20 protein-coding genes and 2 pseudogenes are annotated in these 15,713 nt (G+C 62.0%); 6 read left to right on the top strand and 16 right to left on the bottom strand.

Annotated elements, in window-relative coordinates:
- Positions 1–45: 45 nt before the first annotated feature.
- The gene (locus tag GA830_RS19210) at positions 46–525 is read right to left on the bottom strand and encodes a hypothetical protein (RefSeq protein ID WP_195165222.1); all 480 of its coding nucleotides are present in this window, start codon (positions 523–525) and stop codon (positions 46–48) included.
- A gap of 73 nt (positions 526–598) precedes the next feature.
- On the opposite strand from GA830_RS19210, the gene GA830_RS19205 reads away from it, so the two are divergent.
- A complete protein-coding gene (locus GA830_RS19205; protein WP_195165221.1) occupies positions 599–952 on the top strand; it encodes a hypothetical protein in 354 nt (117 codons plus the stop codon).
- Here GA830_RS19205 and GA830_RS19200 read toward each other — a convergent pair.
- From GA830_RS19200 to GA830_RS19150, 11 genes and pseudogenes are all read right to left on the bottom strand, one after another.
- A complete protein-coding gene (locus GA830_RS19200) occupies positions 928–1,668 on the bottom strand; it encodes a pyridoxine 5'-phosphate synthase (protein WP_195165220.1) in 741 nt (246 codons plus the stop codon). The two genes, GA830_RS19205 and GA830_RS19200, sit on opposite strands and share 25 nt — an antisense overlap.
- Positions 1,665–2,676: pseudogene (gene pdxA / locus GA830_RS19195) on the bottom strand (4-hydroxythreonine-4-phosphate dehydrogenase PdxA). The gene GA830_RS19200 and the pseudogene pdxA overlap by 4 nt, the downstream one beginning before the upstream one ends.
- Positions 2,673–4,631 carry a DUF4396 domain-containing protein gene (locus GA830_RS19190; protein ID WP_195165283.1) on the bottom strand — a complete coding sequence of 653 codons (1,959 nt, stop codon included), beginning with the start codon at positions 4,629–4,631 and terminating at the stop codon, positions 2,673–2,675. Before GA830_RS19190 ends, pdxA begins: the two are co-directional and overlap by 4 nt.
- Before the next feature lie 2 nt (positions 4,632–4,633).
- The gene (locus GA830_RS19185) at positions 4,634–5,191 is read right to left on the bottom strand and encodes a c-type cytochrome (RefSeq protein ID WP_195165219.1); all 558 of its coding nucleotides are present in this window, start codon (positions 5,189–5,191) and stop codon (positions 4,634–4,636) included.
- Positions 5,188–5,586: a Cu(I)-responsive transcriptional regulator gene (cueR, locus tag GA830_RS19180; RefSeq protein WP_195165218.1), complete on the bottom strand. Its 399-nt coding sequence runs from the start codon at positions 5,584–5,586 to the stop codon at positions 5,188–5,190. The genes GA830_RS19185 and cueR overlap by 4 nt, the downstream gene beginning before the upstream one ends.
- Positions 5,587–5,698: 112 nt before the next feature.
- Entirely contained in the window at positions 5,699–6,661 is a 963-nt protein-coding gene (gene dmeF / locus GA830_RS19175) for a CDF family Co(II)/Ni(II) efflux transporter DmeF (protein ID WP_195165217.1), read from the bottom strand.
- Positions 6,658–6,936: a metal/formaldehyde-sensitive transcriptional repressor gene (locus GA830_RS19170; RefSeq protein WP_195165216.1), complete on the bottom strand. Its 279-nt coding sequence runs from the start codon at positions 6,934–6,936 to the stop codon at positions 6,658–6,660. The genes dmeF and GA830_RS19170 overlap by 4 nt, the downstream gene beginning before the upstream one ends.
- 93 nt (positions 6,937–7,029) lie before the next feature.
- Positions 7,030–7,746: a HoxN/HupN/NixA family nickel/cobalt transporter gene (locus GA830_RS19165; RefSeq protein WP_195165282.1), complete on the bottom strand. Its 717-nt coding sequence runs from the start codon at positions 7,744–7,746 to the stop codon at positions 7,030–7,032.
- A 5-nt stretch (positions 7,747–7,751) separates the two neighbouring features.
- Complete coding sequence (locus GA830_RS19160) at positions 7,752–8,192, bottom strand: YqaA family protein (protein ID WP_195165215.1); 441 nt, start codon at positions 8,190–8,192, stop codon at positions 7,752–7,754.
- A 29-nt stretch (positions 8,193–8,221) separates the two neighbouring features.
- On the bottom strand, positions 8,222–9,541 hold the full coding sequence (locus GA830_RS19155; protein ID WP_195165214.1) for an MFS transporter: 1,320 nt from the start codon (positions 9,539–9,541) through the stop codon (positions 8,222–8,224).
- Entirely contained in the window at positions 9,541–9,816 is a 276-nt protein-coding gene (locus GA830_RS19150) for a metal-sensing transcriptional repressor (protein ID WP_195165213.1), read from the bottom strand. The genes GA830_RS19155 and GA830_RS19150 overlap by 1 nt, the downstream gene beginning before the upstream one ends.
- A 98-nt stretch (positions 9,817–9,914) precedes the next feature.
- On the opposite strand from GA830_RS19150, the gene GA830_RS19145 reads away from it, so the two are divergent.
- From GA830_RS19145 to GA830_RS19135, 3 genes are all read left to right on the top strand, one after another.
- Positions 9,915–10,268, top strand: coding sequence for a hypothetical protein (locus GA830_RS19145; RefSeq protein WP_195165212.1), 354 nt, complete (start codon positions 9,915–9,917; stop codon positions 10,266–10,268).
- Between the two features lie 143 nt (positions 10,269–10,411).
- Positions 10,412–11,059 carry a HupE/UreJ family protein gene (locus GA830_RS19140; RefSeq protein ID WP_258045748.1) on the top strand — a complete coding sequence of 216 codons (648 nt, stop codon included), beginning with the start codon at positions 10,412–10,414 and terminating at the stop codon, positions 11,057–11,059.
- Positions 11,060–11,076: 17 nt separating this feature from the next.
- A complete protein-coding gene (locus tag GA830_RS19135; protein ID WP_195165210.1) occupies positions 11,077–11,739 on the top strand; it encodes a transmembrane anchor protein in 663 nt (220 codons plus the stop codon).
- Between the two features lie 136 nt (positions 11,740–11,875).
- Here GA830_RS19135 and GA830_RS20510 read toward each other — a convergent pair.
- From GA830_RS20510 to GA830_RS20205, 3 genes and pseudogenes are all read right to left on the bottom strand, one after another.
- Positions 11,876–12,289: pseudogene (locus GA830_RS20510) on the bottom strand (transposase); the annotation flags it as partial.
- Positions 12,229–12,657, bottom strand: a complete 429-nt coding sequence (locus tag GA830_RS20210; protein WP_258045393.1) for a transposase — start codon at positions 12,655–12,657, stop codon at positions 12,229–12,231. The gene GA830_RS20210 and the pseudogene GA830_RS20510, both read right to left, overlap by 61 nt.
- 303 nt (positions 12,658–12,960) lie before the next feature.
- Positions 12,961–13,086, bottom strand: coding sequence for a hypothetical protein (locus GA830_RS20205; RefSeq protein ID WP_258045711.1), 126 nt, complete (start codon positions 13,084–13,086; stop codon positions 12,961–12,963).
- Positions 13,087–13,265: 179 nt separating this feature from the next.
- Between GA830_RS20205 and copM the strand changes: the two genes are divergently transcribed.
- The gene (copM, locus tag GA830_RS19125) at positions 13,266–13,700 is read left to right on the top strand and encodes a CopM family metallochaperone (RefSeq protein ID WP_374939337.1); all 435 of its coding nucleotides are present in this window, start codon (positions 13,266–13,268) and stop codon (positions 13,698–13,700) included.
- Positions 13,701–13,748: 48 nt separating this feature from the next.
- Positions 13,749–14,081, top strand: coding sequence for a four-helix bundle copper-binding protein (locus tag GA830_RS19120; protein WP_195165061.1), 333 nt, complete (start codon positions 13,749–13,751; stop codon positions 14,079–14,081).
- Positions 14,082–14,269: 188 nt separating this feature from the next.
- On the opposite strand, the gene GA830_RS19115 is transcribed toward GA830_RS19120, so the two are convergent.
- Positions 14,270–15,713, bottom strand: a 1,444-nt coding sequence (locus GA830_RS19115; protein ID WP_195165209.1) for an efflux RND transporter permease subunit, incomplete at its 5' end; no start/stop codon positions are given.

The following is a 15,713-nucleotide window of genomic DNA, read 5'->3' as shown; positions in this document are numbered from 1 at the left end:
CCTAAAGACCGGATGCCGGGCACACTCCGCCTGTCGGCGGACTCGTCAGCTGATGGTTCGGGGCGGTTTGATGACGGATGAAATCTGCCCGGCAGGCAGGGCGTGGCCGAAGTCCGCAGGGAATCGGCTGGCAGCCGGACCATGGATCAAGGGCGATGAGGCAGGCATCGCCTGGCTCATCAGGCAATGCATCTCGCAGCAGAGGTCCATGGAGTCCGGCTGATGATGGTCGCTGCTTTTGCGGTCATGCTGGTCGCCGGCAACATGCCGAGCGGCCTCTTCATCGTGGATTCCGGCGCCATCATGCTGATGGCCGGCAGCAGCGGTGACGGTGCGATTGGTGCCGTCTGTCGATACTGCCGCGGCAAGGCCCGGCTGCAATGAGGCCAGCAGCAGGAACATGCCCGCGATGAACGCGCGCAGCACCGTGCCGAATCTGGACGAACCGCTGACCATAAGTTGTTCCCACACTTGTTCGCTGCAGATGTCAAGCAAACGAACGCAAACGTGAACGCTCCGCCGCATGCGTAAAGTCACTACGTGTTCGCAAAGTGGCAGCAATGATGCTACTGTGTGTAGGTTCTCCTGGGAGGAGATTATGCGTGCCGTCGTGGTAGTCGCAGGCGTGATGTTGGTGGGCACGGCCCAATCCGAACCCCGTGTGTTCTACACTGCGCATTTTCCTGACCAGACCTCCATCCAGATGAGCGTGATCGGTGACCGGGTGCCCGAGGAAGGCGGCTACGATTTCGACGTCTCGATCGGCCTCGCTAAAATCGACGCAACCGGCGCGATGACCTTCTATGACAGGAGCAGTCACCATGCACGGATTCGCTGTGCGGAGCCTGCCTATGTAGGGTTCGGAGACTATCGATTTCAGGTGCATGCTCCGTCACCATCCGACTGGAAGCAGGACCTCTGGAAAGCCTATTGCGAGACCCCCGTTTCGTGACGCGCGGCCACAATACGCGCCTTCATCTCCGCGATCACGGCGGGTAGACCCAAGAATACTGCCTCTCCTACGAGAAAGTGGCCGATATTGAGCTCGGCGATCGGTGGCAGGGCGGCGACTGGCGCCACGTTGCCAAATGTCAGGCCGTGTCCCGCGTGACATTCGATGCCCAGAGCGGCAGCGCGGCTTGCGGCGGATGCCAGTCGGGCGAGTTCGGCTTCATGCCCGTCGTTTTCGGCGTAGGTGCCGGTATGCAACTCCACGACCGGCGCGCCGATGCGCGCGGCGGCTTCCACCTGGGCGATGTCGGGGTCAATGAACAGCGACACCCTTATCTCGGCCTCCTTCAGCCGCGCCACAAATGGCGCCAGCGTTTCGATCATGCCCGCCGCGTCAAGCCCTCCCTCTGTGGTCACTTCCTGCCGCTTTTCGGGCACGAGGCACACGGCGTGGGGCCGGGTGGCTATCGCGATACCCAGCATCTCATCCGTCACGGCCATTTCGAGATTGATCGGCGCGTTGATAGACGCGCGCAGGCGCGCCAGGTCATCGTCCCGAATGTGCCGGCGATCTTCCCTAAGATGCAGAGTGATGCCGTCGGCACCGGCCTTGAGAGCAATTTCAGCTGCGCGTAGCGGATCAGGGTGCAGGCCGCCCCGCGCATTTCGAATGGTGGCGACATGATCGATGTTGAAACCAAGGCGGACGCTTTTCATGGCTTTGTCTTCCGGTGGACGGCAATGGCGGAGGCAAGCTTGAGTGCGGCAATCAGGCTTCCCGGATCGGCTATTCCTTTGCCAGCAATATCAAGAGCCGTTCCGTGATCAGGCGACGTCCTGACGAACGGCAGTCCGAGGGTAACGTTGACACCTTCGTCCACCGCCAGCGTCTTGAGTGGGATCAGCGCCTGGTCGTGGTAGAGACAAAGCGCCACGTCATAGCTGCCGCGGGCCCGTGAACATCGTGTCCGGCGACAGCGGCCCGAAGGCGTCAACACCTTGCGCCCGCAGGCCGGCGATCGCCGGCGTCACGATCGTTTGTTCTTCATCGCCCATATCGCCGTTTTCTCCGGCATGCGGATTTAGGCCGGCGACGGCCATGCGCGGCGTGGCAATGCCAAAGTCGCGCTGCAGCCCGCGCGCAGCGGTAAGCCCGGTCTCGATAATGAGGGCGGGTGTAAGCCTGTCAATCGCGCGGCGTAGCGCTTCGTGAATTGTTACCGGCACAACGCGCAGCCCGCCCCCGGCAAGCATCATGACGGCGCGCGACCCTGGGCCGGATAAAGCCTGAAGAAACTCGGTATGTCCGGGGTGAGGAAATCCGGCCTGATGCAGGCTATGCTTCTGGATGGGATTGGTAACGATGCCGGCGGCCTGCCCCGCCATGGCAAAACGCACTGCCGTCTCGATCACGTTGACGACGGCACCGGCATGGCTGGGCGATGCCGCCCCCGGCGTGACCTCGTCCTCTAGCGGAAAATCTATAACTGGCAGGCCACGATCAAAAGCGGCCCGCGCTTGGGCCGGCTCTGAAATCTTAATCACCGGGATATCAAGCCCCAGGGAGTGCGCGACCGCCTCGACGAGCGCCGCGCTGCCGCAGTAGAAGAAAGCCGGCCCGCTTGCATCCGGCCCCCTTGCATGAAGAGTCTGCCAGGCCTTGATGGTGATTTCCGCACCGACGCCCCCAGGCTCCCCCATAGTTAAAGCGAGGGCAGCGCTCATGGCTCGACCTCGATCACCAGCATCAGGCCGCCACCGCCTTCCGTCTCGACGTTATTATTGGTCGTGTGGTGCGGGATATGGCAATGGACCAGCCACTTGCCCGGCCGCTGCGCGCGCCAGAGAACATCGAAGCGCTGTCCGGGGGCGACATTGACCGTGTCGGCCAGATATCGCGCGCTTTCGGCCAGCGTCATGCCATCGACCGCCGCGACCTGGAACGGTCCGCCATGGATGTGCATCGGATGGATCGCAGTCGTGTGCGAGCCGACGAAGCGAACTTTTAGCGTCTGGCCAATCTTCATCCGAATCGTCTCTGTTTCCGGATAGGATTTGCCGTTGATGGTGAAGAAGTTCGGAAAGCCGCCCTCCATCGGCATCGACGGATAGGTCAGCCACTCGCGCTTTAGCCATTCCTGGAGCTGAACCGTGTATTCCAGATCGGCCGGAATCTCGTCCGCAGGATTGTTCGGGTCGATGATCAGTGCGCCGTAGAGGCCGAGCGATTGCTGGCGGTCGACATGGTCATGCGTGTGATAGAAATAGGTTCCGTGCTGCCCGACGGTGTATTCGTAGGAATAGGTTCCGCCCGGCTGGATGGGGTCCTGCGTGATTTCTGCCGGGCCGTCCATCTCGTTGGGCAGGATGAGACCGTGCCAATGAACCGTCGTAGTTTCCGGCAATCGGTTGGTGACGTTGATGCGGACCCGATCACCCTCGGTCACACGAAGCGTCGGGCCGGGCACCTGGCCGTTGTAGGCATAGGCCTCGACGGTCTCGCCGGGCAGGATGGACCATCGGATGACCGACGCCTCAAGGTCGAAGACCTTCACGCCGTCTTCGATACGCGGCTCCAGCACTTGCCCGCCGCGCGCGTCGGGCGCGGCCTCGAAGGTCGTCAGCCGGGGATCGACCGCAGCCATGTCGCGCATCGCGTCGCCGGGTGTATCGAAATCCATGATCATACCGGGCGCCATGATCGCGCCGCCGACATCGTGGGCGCTGAGATACATGTTGACCTTCATAAAGGGGTAGGCAAAGCCGCCCACAAGCAGAATGGTCGCAAACGACGCCACGGCTCCGATCTGCGTGCGGGTTGGCGCGAAGGCCGGTGGCAGCGCATTCCCGTGCTGGCCGTGGTCACCGTTCCGGCCGTGCTCGCTCGAACCTGAATGCTGGTTGTCATGGGTGGCAGCCGCGTGTCCGGCATGCTGGCTGGCAGGTTTGCCTTCGCGGGTTGCGTCGCGATGGCCGGCGTGCGCCCCCTTCGCTTCAGCGTGCTTTGGCTGCTCGCCGCGCTCGGTCATCAAGCCGTGCTTCAATCCCTTGGAAACGAGCCAGACATTGAACGGATAGGCGGTCAGGAACCCGACGCCGATACCGAGCGCCATCACGCCCCAGAATAGCAGCTCGCCCGGCCACATCGCCCGCATGTCGCGACCCATCATCAGGATCGCCATAACCGGCGCCATGCCGGCCATCATGGCGTTCATGCTGATGAATTCGGGCATGAAGGAATTGCGGACGTTCTCCCAGTAGGTGCCACCCATCATATTTTTCATGAACAGCGCCTGGAAAATGAATAGGCCGAGCGCGAAGCCGGCGATGTACTCGATGATGATATCAACCCACATTGGCAGTCCGAGCATCGCTGTGACGGCAGCAGCGATAATAATGCCGGTCGCGTCGCCGGCGACGCAGTGGATGGTGCTGCCGATGCCCTGTTTCCACAGCGGCGTGATGAACTCCTCATGCGTGCCCGGACGTGGCTCCTTGTCTGCCAGGACATAGAGAAGAAGACCGATCGGCCCCAGATAGACGGTGATCAGGATGAAACCCCACTTCATCACGGCAGGTTCGGGATTGCCGCGGAACTGGTCCCAGGCGACATAGGCGGTGCTCAGGCCCGCGAGAACGAACCACGCTGCGAGAAAATAGTCGATCGGCTGTACGAACATCGTCATTGCGCCTTTTCCCGGAACTTGGCGTGGCAGCTTGCGCAGTCCTGCAGCATCAGGTGAAAGACGTGTTCGGCCGGCATCCTGGAAGGATCTGCCTCAGCCTTGCCCGCCCGCGCTTTTCCAAGGAGACTGCCGCCCGTTATCATCCCCTGCCCCATCCTCATGCTTTTGGTTATGCCGTCTGGAGCGGCGTCTGCCGCAGAGGATAGGGCGGAAGCGAACGTTTCGAGATGACCGGCGAGCGCGGCGAATTCGGCGCGGGATCTGTCAATCTCAGCCGTCGCGTCGGAAAGGCCTCCAAATGAGCCAGGCAGAAACTCCTTGACCAAAACTTCACCGGAGTGACGCCTGATGGTTTCGGCGGCGTCCTTGAAAGCGGCCGCGTCATAGGACAGCTTGCCTTGGAACATACCCGCGATCGTCTTCGCCGCCCGTGCCATTTCCTTCATCGCAGCCTGGCGAGCAGCCACGATCCCGTTGGCGGGGATGTGGACGGCCGCCAAGCCATCGGCGCTCGAGAGCGACAGGATTGCGGCGAGCGCGATCAAGCGCCTCACTGAACCGTGCCACTTCCCGCAAGGCCATCGATGATCGGGCAATCCGGCCGCTCGTCGCCGTTGCAGTTGTGGACGAGGTGGCTGAGCAGATCGCGCAGGCTCGCGAGCTCGGCGATCTTGCGGTCAATCTCGGCTAGCTTCGTTTGTGCGATGGCTTTTACGTCCGCGCTTTCCCTTTCCTTGTCGCCGTAGAGCGACAGGAGCTGGCGACATTCCTCGACCGAAAAGCCAAGGCTGCGTGACCGCTGGAGGAAGCGCAGCCTGTGCACGTCCGACATCGAATAATCGCGGTATCCGTTTCCCGCGCGGTCCGCCTTTAGCAGGCCGATCTCCTCGTAGTAGCGGATGGTCTTGGCGGGCAGGCCGGATTTCTCCGATGCGTTTCCAATGTTCATCGATGTCTCCTAGTCGCTTAATGAGAGAGATAATCCTTCCAGTGGCTGGAAGCTCAAGAACTATTTTCATTGGATCGGAGCAGGAATGCAGGCCGGGCATCCGGCCTCGCTACTAAGCCGATGCTTCCACCTCGACCGTCACATGGGAAAGGTCATGGATGTGCGCGAGCTTTGCGCGATAGAGCGAAGGCGCTTTTGGATTGTCGCTCACAACCGAAACGATCGCCCCGTGATGGCCGGGGCCAAGCTGCCACACATGCAGGTCGATGATTATATCTCCCTCGACTTCGATCGCCGAGCGGATTTCTTCCGGTAAATCCTCGTCCGCCGGAACGTAGTCGACCAACACGCCTCCGGCGGCGTGGATGAGGCCCCACGACCATCTGGCGATGACAAGCGCGCCGACGATGCCCATGGCCGGATCAAGCCACAGCCAGCCATAGACGCCGGCGGCCAGCAGGGCGACGATCGCGAGAACGGAGGTCAGCGCGTCGGCAAGGACATGGAGGTAGGCCGCACGCAGGTTGTTGTCGCGACCGTGGGCATGATGGCGATCGTTGTGGTGGGGTTGATCGTGGTCATGATGATGCCCGTGACCATGGTGCGAAGGGTCGTCCCGCAACAGCCAAGCGCAGACAAGGTTCACGGCGAGACCAATAACGGCCACGGAGATCGCTTGCGGGAAGCTGATGGGGACGGGACTGGCGAGGCGCAGGAAGCTTTCCCACCCGATCAGCAGCGCGATCAAGGCGAGGATTACCGCGCTTGCAAATGCCGCGAGATCACCGAGTTTTCCCGTCCCGAACGTGAACCGCGGATTCCGGGCATTTTTTCGGGCGAAGAGGTAGGCCAAGGCGGCGATGAGCATGGCGGCTGCGTGAGTGGACATGTGCCACCCGTCCGCTACGAGGGCCATCGAGCCGAACACCGTTCCGGCCGCGATTTCGGCCACCATCATCGTTGCCGTCAAGACGATCACGAACCACGTGCGGCGTTCGTTACGCTCGTGATTGTCGCCAAGGAAGATATGGTCGTGGCCGCTCGGCGCCGGGTGCACCGCGCTGTCATATGTCATTTCAGGTATGTCCTTACGACGTCTATAAGTTCGGCGGCTCCCTGCGCGCGATCGCTGTCGGCTTCCTTGTCAGGGTCGACGACGTGCTGGCGAATATGATCCTCGATGAGTTCAACCATCAGGCCGTTCACTGCGCCTCGCACCGAAGCGGCAAGGTTCAAAATCTCGCCGCACGAAGCTTCGGCTTCAAGGGCCCTCTCAACTGCCTCCATTTGACCCTTGAGGCGACGGATGCGCCCAAGGAGCCTGGCCTTTTGTTTAGTTGTATGTGACATGGGATAGGGGAGTACCCTATTATCAAATTGCCTGCAAGCCCTAGCGGAGGGCCTTCGATTGGTTTCCATTTTCGAGAACTTGGGTTGGTTGCTCTATTGAAGTACGATTTCGTTCCACGCGACGACCACCAGGACCAGCCCAGCCAGCAACTGAATAGACCTCGTAACGGCGTCCACGACTTGGGGCCGCGTTTCGAGCGGCCTGACAACTTGCTGTCTTAGGAAAACCGCCCCTAGCGCTACGACGGACAGCGTCAGCGCCACGCCGAGCATCATCGTCGCAGCGAACGCCACTCCGGCGTGGGGCACGGCCCGCGTGATAGCGAACGTCATGACGAACAACGTCAACGGACAAGGGATAAGCCCGGCGGTTAAGCCAACCAGCGAACTCTCGTGAGCGCCGTGATATCCAGAACCCCGAAAGGCCTGCCAGACCATCCACAGCCCGATCAGTCCGAGAAGCCCGCGGCTAATGTTCTCCAGCGCTGGTGCGCGCCCGACACTGCCGAGCGCCACCGAGACAAGCGGCAAGGAGAGAAGCGCTATCACAACCGAAATCGTCACGTGGGTGATGGACAGAACCAGAGATACCAATAGTGCGCGAGGCAACGACGCGGTCGATCCCGTGAGGTAGGCGGCGAGTACCGCTTTGCTGTGCCCCGGCGTCAGCGCATGTACCGCGCCGAACAGGATTCCCATCGGCAGGTAGGCTGCAAGAAGCGTCCAGTCCCCAGTCTTCGCAAATTCTCCGATGCGATCAGCAAAGGCAAGGTATATCTCGCGCTGGATGGCGACGAGTTCCTGAAACAGGCCCATCATGCGATGACGCCCAGCGTGGCGGCCGCGAGCACGACGTAGCGGGCCGTCTTTGCGACGGTGACGAGGAAGACGAAGCTCCACAACGGCTCGCGCAACACTCCGGCGGCGACCGTGAGTGCATCGCCGCCGAACGGCGCCCAACTCAAAAGCAGGCTCCACCGCCCCCAGCGCCGATACCAGCCGGTTGCCCGGTCGAGCAGGGACGGACTGACTGGAAACCAGCGCCGGCCTCGGAGCCGTTCGATCCCCCGCCCCAATGCCCAGTTGACGACGGCTCCAAGCACGTTGCCGAGGCTGGCGACTGCGACCAACAAGTCTGCGGAATGCGTTCCAGCGACGAGCAGACCGACGAGTGTCGCCTCTGATTGCGCCGGCAGGATGGTAGCTGCGACGAAGGCGATGGCGAATAATCCGCCGAGGATCGCGACATCATCCATGCCGGAGGCTTGAACAGTTTTCGCGGGATTCAACGTGCATGCGGCCATGAGTCATGAAGATCGTCGATGACATAGGCATGAGCGTGAGTGTTGCGGCCCTTCACCAAACCTTGCTCCCAGTGGGAGTGGGTGGATGGCAGCCCGTTATGCGAATGCTCGACTACTTCCGGGTCCGAGGCGGGCCACAGCCACACCGCTGCCGCGACCGCGCCGCCGGCGATGATGGCGAGGATGATTGCGGTTGCCGGAAGGCCAAACGCGACCCCCGCCCATCCGGACAGCGGATAGGTGATCAGCCAGCAGGCGTGTGAAAGCGCAAACTGCGCGGCGAACAGTGCCGGGCGATCCTCAGCGTGCGAGGAGCGCCGCAGCAGCCGTCCCGACGGCGTCTGCGCCATCGAATAGCCTGCGCCTATGACGACCCAGAGCGCCAGCAGCCATCCGTACGAAGGCATGGCTGCCGCAGCGATCGTCGCGATCGCTAGGGCCGACGCGCCGGCCAGCATTGCCGTCCGGTCCGGAATGCTTTCGAGAAGCCGCGGCAGGACCAACGCGACGAGCATGGAGCCACCGCCGAAGGCCGCGAGCGCCAAAGCGGTGTCTCTCTGACCGAACCCGAAAGTCGCCTGCACGTATATGACGGTATTGACGATCACCAGCGCGCCAGCCGCCGCGACTGCCATGTTGATCGCCAGCAGTCCACGCAGGCGCGGCGTCGCTAGATAGATGCGGATGCCGCGCGTGGTCCGGTCGTAAATGCTGCGCGGTGAGGCGGGCTTCGGGCTCGGCAAAACGACCGAGACGACCAGTGCCGCCGAGATGAGGAAGCCGACGACTGTTCCGGCGAACAAGTTGTGGAAGGAAATGACGGTCAGAAGCGCGGCTGCTAGCATCGGGCTGGCGACGCTTTCGAGATCGTACGCCAACCGCGAGAGCGAGAGGGCTCGGGTGTATTCCTTCTCGTCCGGCAGCACGTCCGGGATCGTCGCCTGGAAGGTCGGTGTGAAGGCAGCAGATGCCGACTGCAGCACGAAGATCAGGACGTAGATCTGCCAGATCTCGGTTACGAAGGGCAGGAACAGCGCAACGCCCGCCCGCACGAGATCGAGCGCCACCAGCATGGCCCGGCGCGGGACGCGCTCCGCGAAGGCGGACGCGACCGGCGCGACGCCGACATAGGCGATCATCTTGATGGCGAGCGCCGTGCCGAGAACGGCTCCGGCGTTCTCGGCCGCGAGTTCGAAGGCAAGCAGGCCCAGCGCGACGGTCAGCAGCCCAGTGCCGAGCAGCGCGATCACCTGAGCGGCGAACAGATGGCGGTAGGTGCGGTTGGAGAGGACGGCCAGCATCAGAGGTACTTCGCGATTTCCTTGAATTCAACGATCGAACCGCGCTTTTCCAGCGGCAACGGTCCGATGGTCTCCTCAAGACAATGGTCGAGATGATCGTGGATCAGCGTGCGCTTGGCCTGCGCCACCGCCTTCTCGACCGCATGAAGCTGCTGGGCAATGTCGAGGCAGGGTTTGCCGCCCTCGATCATCGTGACGACGCTGCGCAGATGTCCCTCGGCGCGCTTAAGGCGCTTAACGATGTCGGGGTGGGAGGCGTGGCGGTGCTCTATCATGCGACTTACCTATCCCCCTGGTAGGGATATCGTCAACACGCGAATCACGCTATCGCCTTAACCTCGCCTTAACCACCATTTCATACCGCTGGATGACGATGCCGACCCGAATCGCCATGGCGGCCGCAAGGGCCTTCCTGATCTGCCTACTCGCGCTCGCGGTGCTGGGCTTCCGCGCGCCTCTCGCGGAGCATACCAGAGTCGCCGAGGCGGGCGTGTCGACGCATGACCATCACGGCCATTCGCATGACGACGAGGACGAACCCTCCACGCAAACCGGCCACGAACACGACCGCTTCCATGTCGGCGACCACAGTCACGACACGCCGAGCGCGGCCGTTCTGATCGGATTTGGGTTCTTCTCACCCAGGGGTCCCGGACTGGGAACACTGGATGCCCGCGTCGCATCATGGCCTACTCCGCCGGGCGACCGACCTCCCCGGCAGACGTGACGGACTGAATCCGGCTCCGGCCGTCATCATCCTTCACGCAATCACGGAATTTTCATATGACATGTCATCCGCCCGAGGGCGGACGGTTCGCCGCGCGCGCGCCGTTCGTCCTTCCGGTGGCCATCCTGTCGGTCTTCCTGGCCATGCTCCTGTCCACCGGCCTCGCCGCGGCTCACGCCGTCGCCGAGGGGGACAAGGGCTACATCCAGGAGATCACGGGGGTCCACCTCATCCCCTTCATGTATCTTGGGGCCAAGCACATGGTCACCGGATACGACCACCTCCTGTTCCTGCTCGGAGTGGTCTTCTTCCTCTATCGACTGCAGCACATCGCGATCTATGTCAGCCTGTTCGCGATCGGCCATTCAACGACGATGATCCTCGGGGTCTATTTTGGGTGGAACGTCAGTTCCTACCTGATCGACGCCATCATCGGCCTGTCAGTCGTCTACAAGGCGCTCGACAACCTCGGCGCTTTCCAGCGCTGGTTCGGCTATCAGCCGAACACCAAGCTCGCGACGCTGATCTTCGGCTTCTTCCACGGCCTTGGTCTCGCGACCAAGATCCTGGAATACGACATCGCGCAGGACGGGCTCCTGCCCAACCTGCTCGCCTTCAACGTCGGCGTCGAAATCGGCCAGCTCATCGCCCTCGCCATGATCCTCATCGTGATGGGGTACTGGCGGCGCACGGCGAGCTTCTGGAAACACGCCTACACCGCCAATGTCCTCATGATGACCGCCGGGTTCGTGCTGATCGGATATCAGCTCACCGGCTATTTCATCGCCTGATCAAGGAGAATCTCCCCATGTACAATTCCGATACCCCCACCCGCGCCGAACTGCCGTCCGCCGCGCAGCTTTTCAAGTCCACCGCAATCGCCATCGTTTCGGCCGCAGCGATCCTCGTCGCTGTCGTCCTCCCGTCCGAATACGGCATCGACCCGACCGGAGCTGGCAGAATGCTGGGCCTGACCGAGATGGGCAAAATCAAGACCCAGCTTGCCGAGGAAGCGGAAGCTGACCGCAACCGCGACCCGCAGAATGCAGCTCCGGCTTCTGCACCGGCCGTTGCGCCGGCGATCCCGCAGCAGGGGTCTAGTCTCCTGGACCGCATCTATGCCGAATTTCTGGTCGGCAGCGCGTACGCACAGGCAATGCGCACTGACGAGATATCGGTGACGCTCGCTCCAGGCGAAGGCGCCGAAGTCAAGTTGGTGATGGCCAAGGGGGCGAGGGTGAATTTCATTTGGGGTGCAGATGGTGCGCCTGTAAATTTCGATCTGCATGGCGACGGCGGCGGCGAGAACATCTCCTACGAGAAGGGTCGTGGCGTCGAAGAGGACGAGGGCGTGCTTGAGGCCGCCTTCGACGGCAACCACGGCTGGTTCTGGCGCAACCGCACGGATGCGCCCGTCACCGTAACGCTCAAGACCAACGGCGCCTATTCCGACATCAAGCAGATGATGTAGGCGGGCTCGACGGAAGCCGGCGGCCAGAGCCTGGCCCTTGTGCAGGCGGAACGACCCACTTCTCGTCGTTCCGCCTGCATCAGACGACGTTCTGCAGCGTGCATATATTGTTCGCGTCCGTGGCGCTGTCGCTCTATTAGGCCGTGTGGACGAATTTGATCAAGCATAGGCCTGCTGCGAAGCTTACGATTGAGCGGAAATTTCGTGCTGTCTTTTCGCATCGCAGGGCGACGCGTTTGAAGCGCTTGAGCCGCCCGAAGCCTTGTTCGATACGGGCGCGCGCCTTGTAGAGCGTCTGGGCGAAGAAGGCTGGCCTGTTTTTCTCGTTGGCCTTGTGAGGGATCACCGGGGCGATGCCGCGTGTCCGCGCGGCTGCACGATTGGCCTTGCTGGAATAGCCTTTGTCGCCCAGCGCGGCACGTGGGGTGATGTCCGGCCCTATGTCGAGCAGGGTCTCAAAGCGGGTTGTGTCGGCAACTTGGCCACCGGTCAGATCGAACGCAATGATGTCGCCCGAATTGTCCGCCTTGGCGTGGATTTTCGTTGTGAACCCGCCGCGCGAGCGGCCGAGCGCCTGGCCTTGCTGCCCCCCTTTGCGCCCGCTGCCGAGACATGGGCGCGCACAATGGTGGAATCGAACATCTGGATCAGATGGGCCGATGCGCTCATCTCGGCCAACGTGTCGAAGAAGGCTTCGAACACGCCGGCTTTGCTCAGCCGGTCAAAGCGCTTCCACACTGAGTTCCAGTGGCCAAAGCGTTCCGGCAGCGCACGCCAGCGCACATTCTCCACCGTGAAGAAGTGCATGGCTTCCAGAAAAAGCCGGTCGTCCGCAGCCTTGCGGCCTCGCCGTGGCAGGCAAGCGCGGAAAACCTCCAGCGTGTTCGCCCAATCCGTTTCCGTCATCCTCGTGGACATCGCCGACCTCCAAATCAGTCGACAATCCATGAATCAGACTGGATTGGTCAGCGGAACCCCAAAAGCTATACCTGAGTCAATTCGTCCACACGGCCTAGCCGCGCGGCGTTGGAAGCATCGCTCGGAACAAAGCCCGCGGGCCTTCGTTAAATCGACATGTCACAAGCAGGTTTTTTGCGGCTCCTCGATCGGGCGAAATCAGTCTGCGCGATCCTTGTGGCGCTGTGTGTTATCTTTTCCGCAACAGCGTTTGCCGAAATCACTGACAGCAATCATCCATCCGCAGCCTCACTATTGCTCGTTTCACACGCGGCAGAACAACCGAATGTCGCCGCCCGCAAAGCCATCCCATGCACGAATGACGCCCATGGCGTCGGACAATGCTGTTCTGTCCTTCATTGCCTGGTTGGCATAGCGGTAGCTCCACATGCCTTGCCGAATGTGCCACCGGCGTCTCTTGTCAGCGCCGAAACGGCCAGTCTGGGCGCCTCTCTGATGCCGTACCGGTTGGACCGGCCCCCGAAATCCTCGGCGCGCTTCGCCTCGTAGAGCGACGCCAGAGCCAGACGGCTCGTGGACGTCATTGTTCAGCATTCAGGAGAAAGATCATGGGTAACCCCAAACTCGCATTCGCTACAGCACTGCTCCTCTCGGGCTTCGTTTCAGCCGCTGCGGCACAAGAATCAAAACCGATGGCGATGGCTGCGTCGCCATTGCCGGCGCAATGCGGTCAGGCCGCTGACCACAAAATGCCAGACATGGGCGGCATGGACATGTCGGGCATGGATGAAGCCCAGCAGGCAAACATGGCAGGGATGATGAAAATGCAGTCTGCCATGATGCCGGGGATGATGGCCAAAGACCCGGACGTCGCCTTCGCCTGCGGGATGATTGCGCATCATTATGGCGCCATCGACATGGCCGAAGTCGAGCTGAAGTTCGGCGACAACGACGAGGCCAAGCAGATGGCGCAGAAGATCATCGACGCCCAGACCAAAGAGATCGGCGAGTTCACGCAGTGGCTCGAAGCCAACGCAAAGTGAACCCTAGGGAGCGCCGCAGGGCGCTCCCGTCCACACAAGGATCCCGACATGCATCACCTCAGCCCCGAGATGAAAAACTGTATCGATGAATGCCTGCGTTGTTATTCCGTGTGCCTTTCGACCGCGATGGGCCATTGCCTGGAAATGGGCGGCAAACACACCGAAAAACAGCACTTCACGCTGATGTTGGCCTGCGCTGAAATCTGCCGGACCTCGGCGCATTTCATGCTCATCGGCTCCGAGCACCACAAGCATATTTGCGGGGAATGCGCGGAAATCTGCAACGAATGCGCGGATGACTGCGAGCGCCTCGGCGACATGCAGGAATGCGTCGATACCTGCCGTCGCTGCGCGGAGAGCTGCCAGACGATGGCGGCTTAGACAGCCGATTTTTCGAAGGCGCGAGGTTCCATGCCTCGCGCCTCTCGATCAAAGCTGTCACCTGAAAAATACGAACTTCACAAGCGCGGCGATCACGATAACGATGATCGCCAGGACGATCAGGCCGCCTATTCCCATGCCCCACATTATTCCGCCCGACATCATGTCGTTCATCATCGCATTTCTCCCTATTCAGCCGGAACGCCGGCTGGATTTCCGGTTTCGATCGTCTCCCGGACCATCGCCTCGCGCGGCAGCCGCCATCCCTTGACGATCCCGTAGACGGCCGGGATGACGACCAGCGTCAGGATCGTCGACGAGATCATACCGCCGATCATCGGCACGGCGATCCGCTGCATGACTTCCGATCCGGCGCCGGTGCTCCAGAGGATCGGTAGCAAGCCAGCCATGATGGCGACGACGGTCATCATCTTCGGCCTGACGCGCTCCGCCGCGCCGAACATGATGGCGGCATGGAGATCGTCCCGCGTGAACGCGCGTTTTTCAGCTGCGCATCTTGTCTTGACGTCGGTCAGAGCGTGATCGAGATAGATCAGCATGATCACCCCGGTCTCGGCGGCGACTCCCGCAAGCGCGATGAAGCCGACCGCGACCGCGACCGAGGTGTTGAAGCCCAGCCACCACATCAGCCAGATGCCGCCGACCAGCGCGAACGGCAGCGACAGCATGACGATCAGCGTCTCGGTCATCCGGCGGAAATTCAGGAACAGCAGCAGGAAGATCAGCGCCAGCGTCAGCGGCACTACGATCTTCAACCTTGCTTCCGCACGTTCCAGATATTCGAACTGGCCACTCCAGCCGAGCGAATAGCCGGTTGGCAGCTCCACGCCGGCGGCGACCGCGGCCTGCGCGTCGGCGACATAGCCGCCGAGATCGCGGCCGGCGATGTCGACGAAGATGTAGACGGCGAGCTGGCCGTTCTCGGTGCGGATCGAGGTCGCGCCGCGCGTCAGCTCGACCTTCGCAACCTCGCCCAGCGGCACGAAGCCGCCGCCGGGCAGCGCCACCTGCACCTCGCGCGCGATCGCCTGCGGGTCGCTGCGGAGCGCGCGCGGATAGCGGATGGCGACGCCGTAGCGCTCGCGTCCCTCGACCGTCGAGGTGATGACTTCCGCTCCGAGCGCCATCGCGATCACGTCCTGCACGTCGCCGACCGACAGGCCATAGCGGCCGAGGGACTGGCGGTTCGGGACGATGTCGAGGAAGTAGCCGCCGATGACGCGCTCGGCATAGGCGCTGGAAGTGCCGGGCACATTCCGCAGCACCGCCTCGACCTGTCGCGCGAGCTTTTCCATCTCGCCGAGATCGGTTCCATAGACCTTGACGCCGACAGGCGTGCGAATGCCGGTCGACAGCATGTCGATGCGGGCGCGGATCGGCATGGTCCAGGCATTAGACACGCCCGGAAATTGCAGCGCCGCGTCCATTTCGCTCTTCAGGCTTTCGGACGTGACGCCGTCGCGCCATTCCTCCTTCGGCTTCAGGTTGATGATGGTCTCGAACATCTCGATCGGCGCCGGATCGGTCGCGGTCTGTGCCCTCCCGGCCTTGCCAAACACCGATTCCACCTCGGGAAACGACTTGATGATGCGGTCCTGCATCTGCATAAGT

Source organism: Mesorhizobium sp. NBSH29 (assembly GCF_015500055.1).
Taxonomy (GTDB): domain Bacteria; phylum Pseudomonadota; class Alphaproteobacteria; order Rhizobiales; family Rhizobiaceae; genus Neomesorhizobium.
Note: the sequence above shows the minus strand (reverse complement) of the source record. Positions and strands in the feature narration are given on the sequence as shown.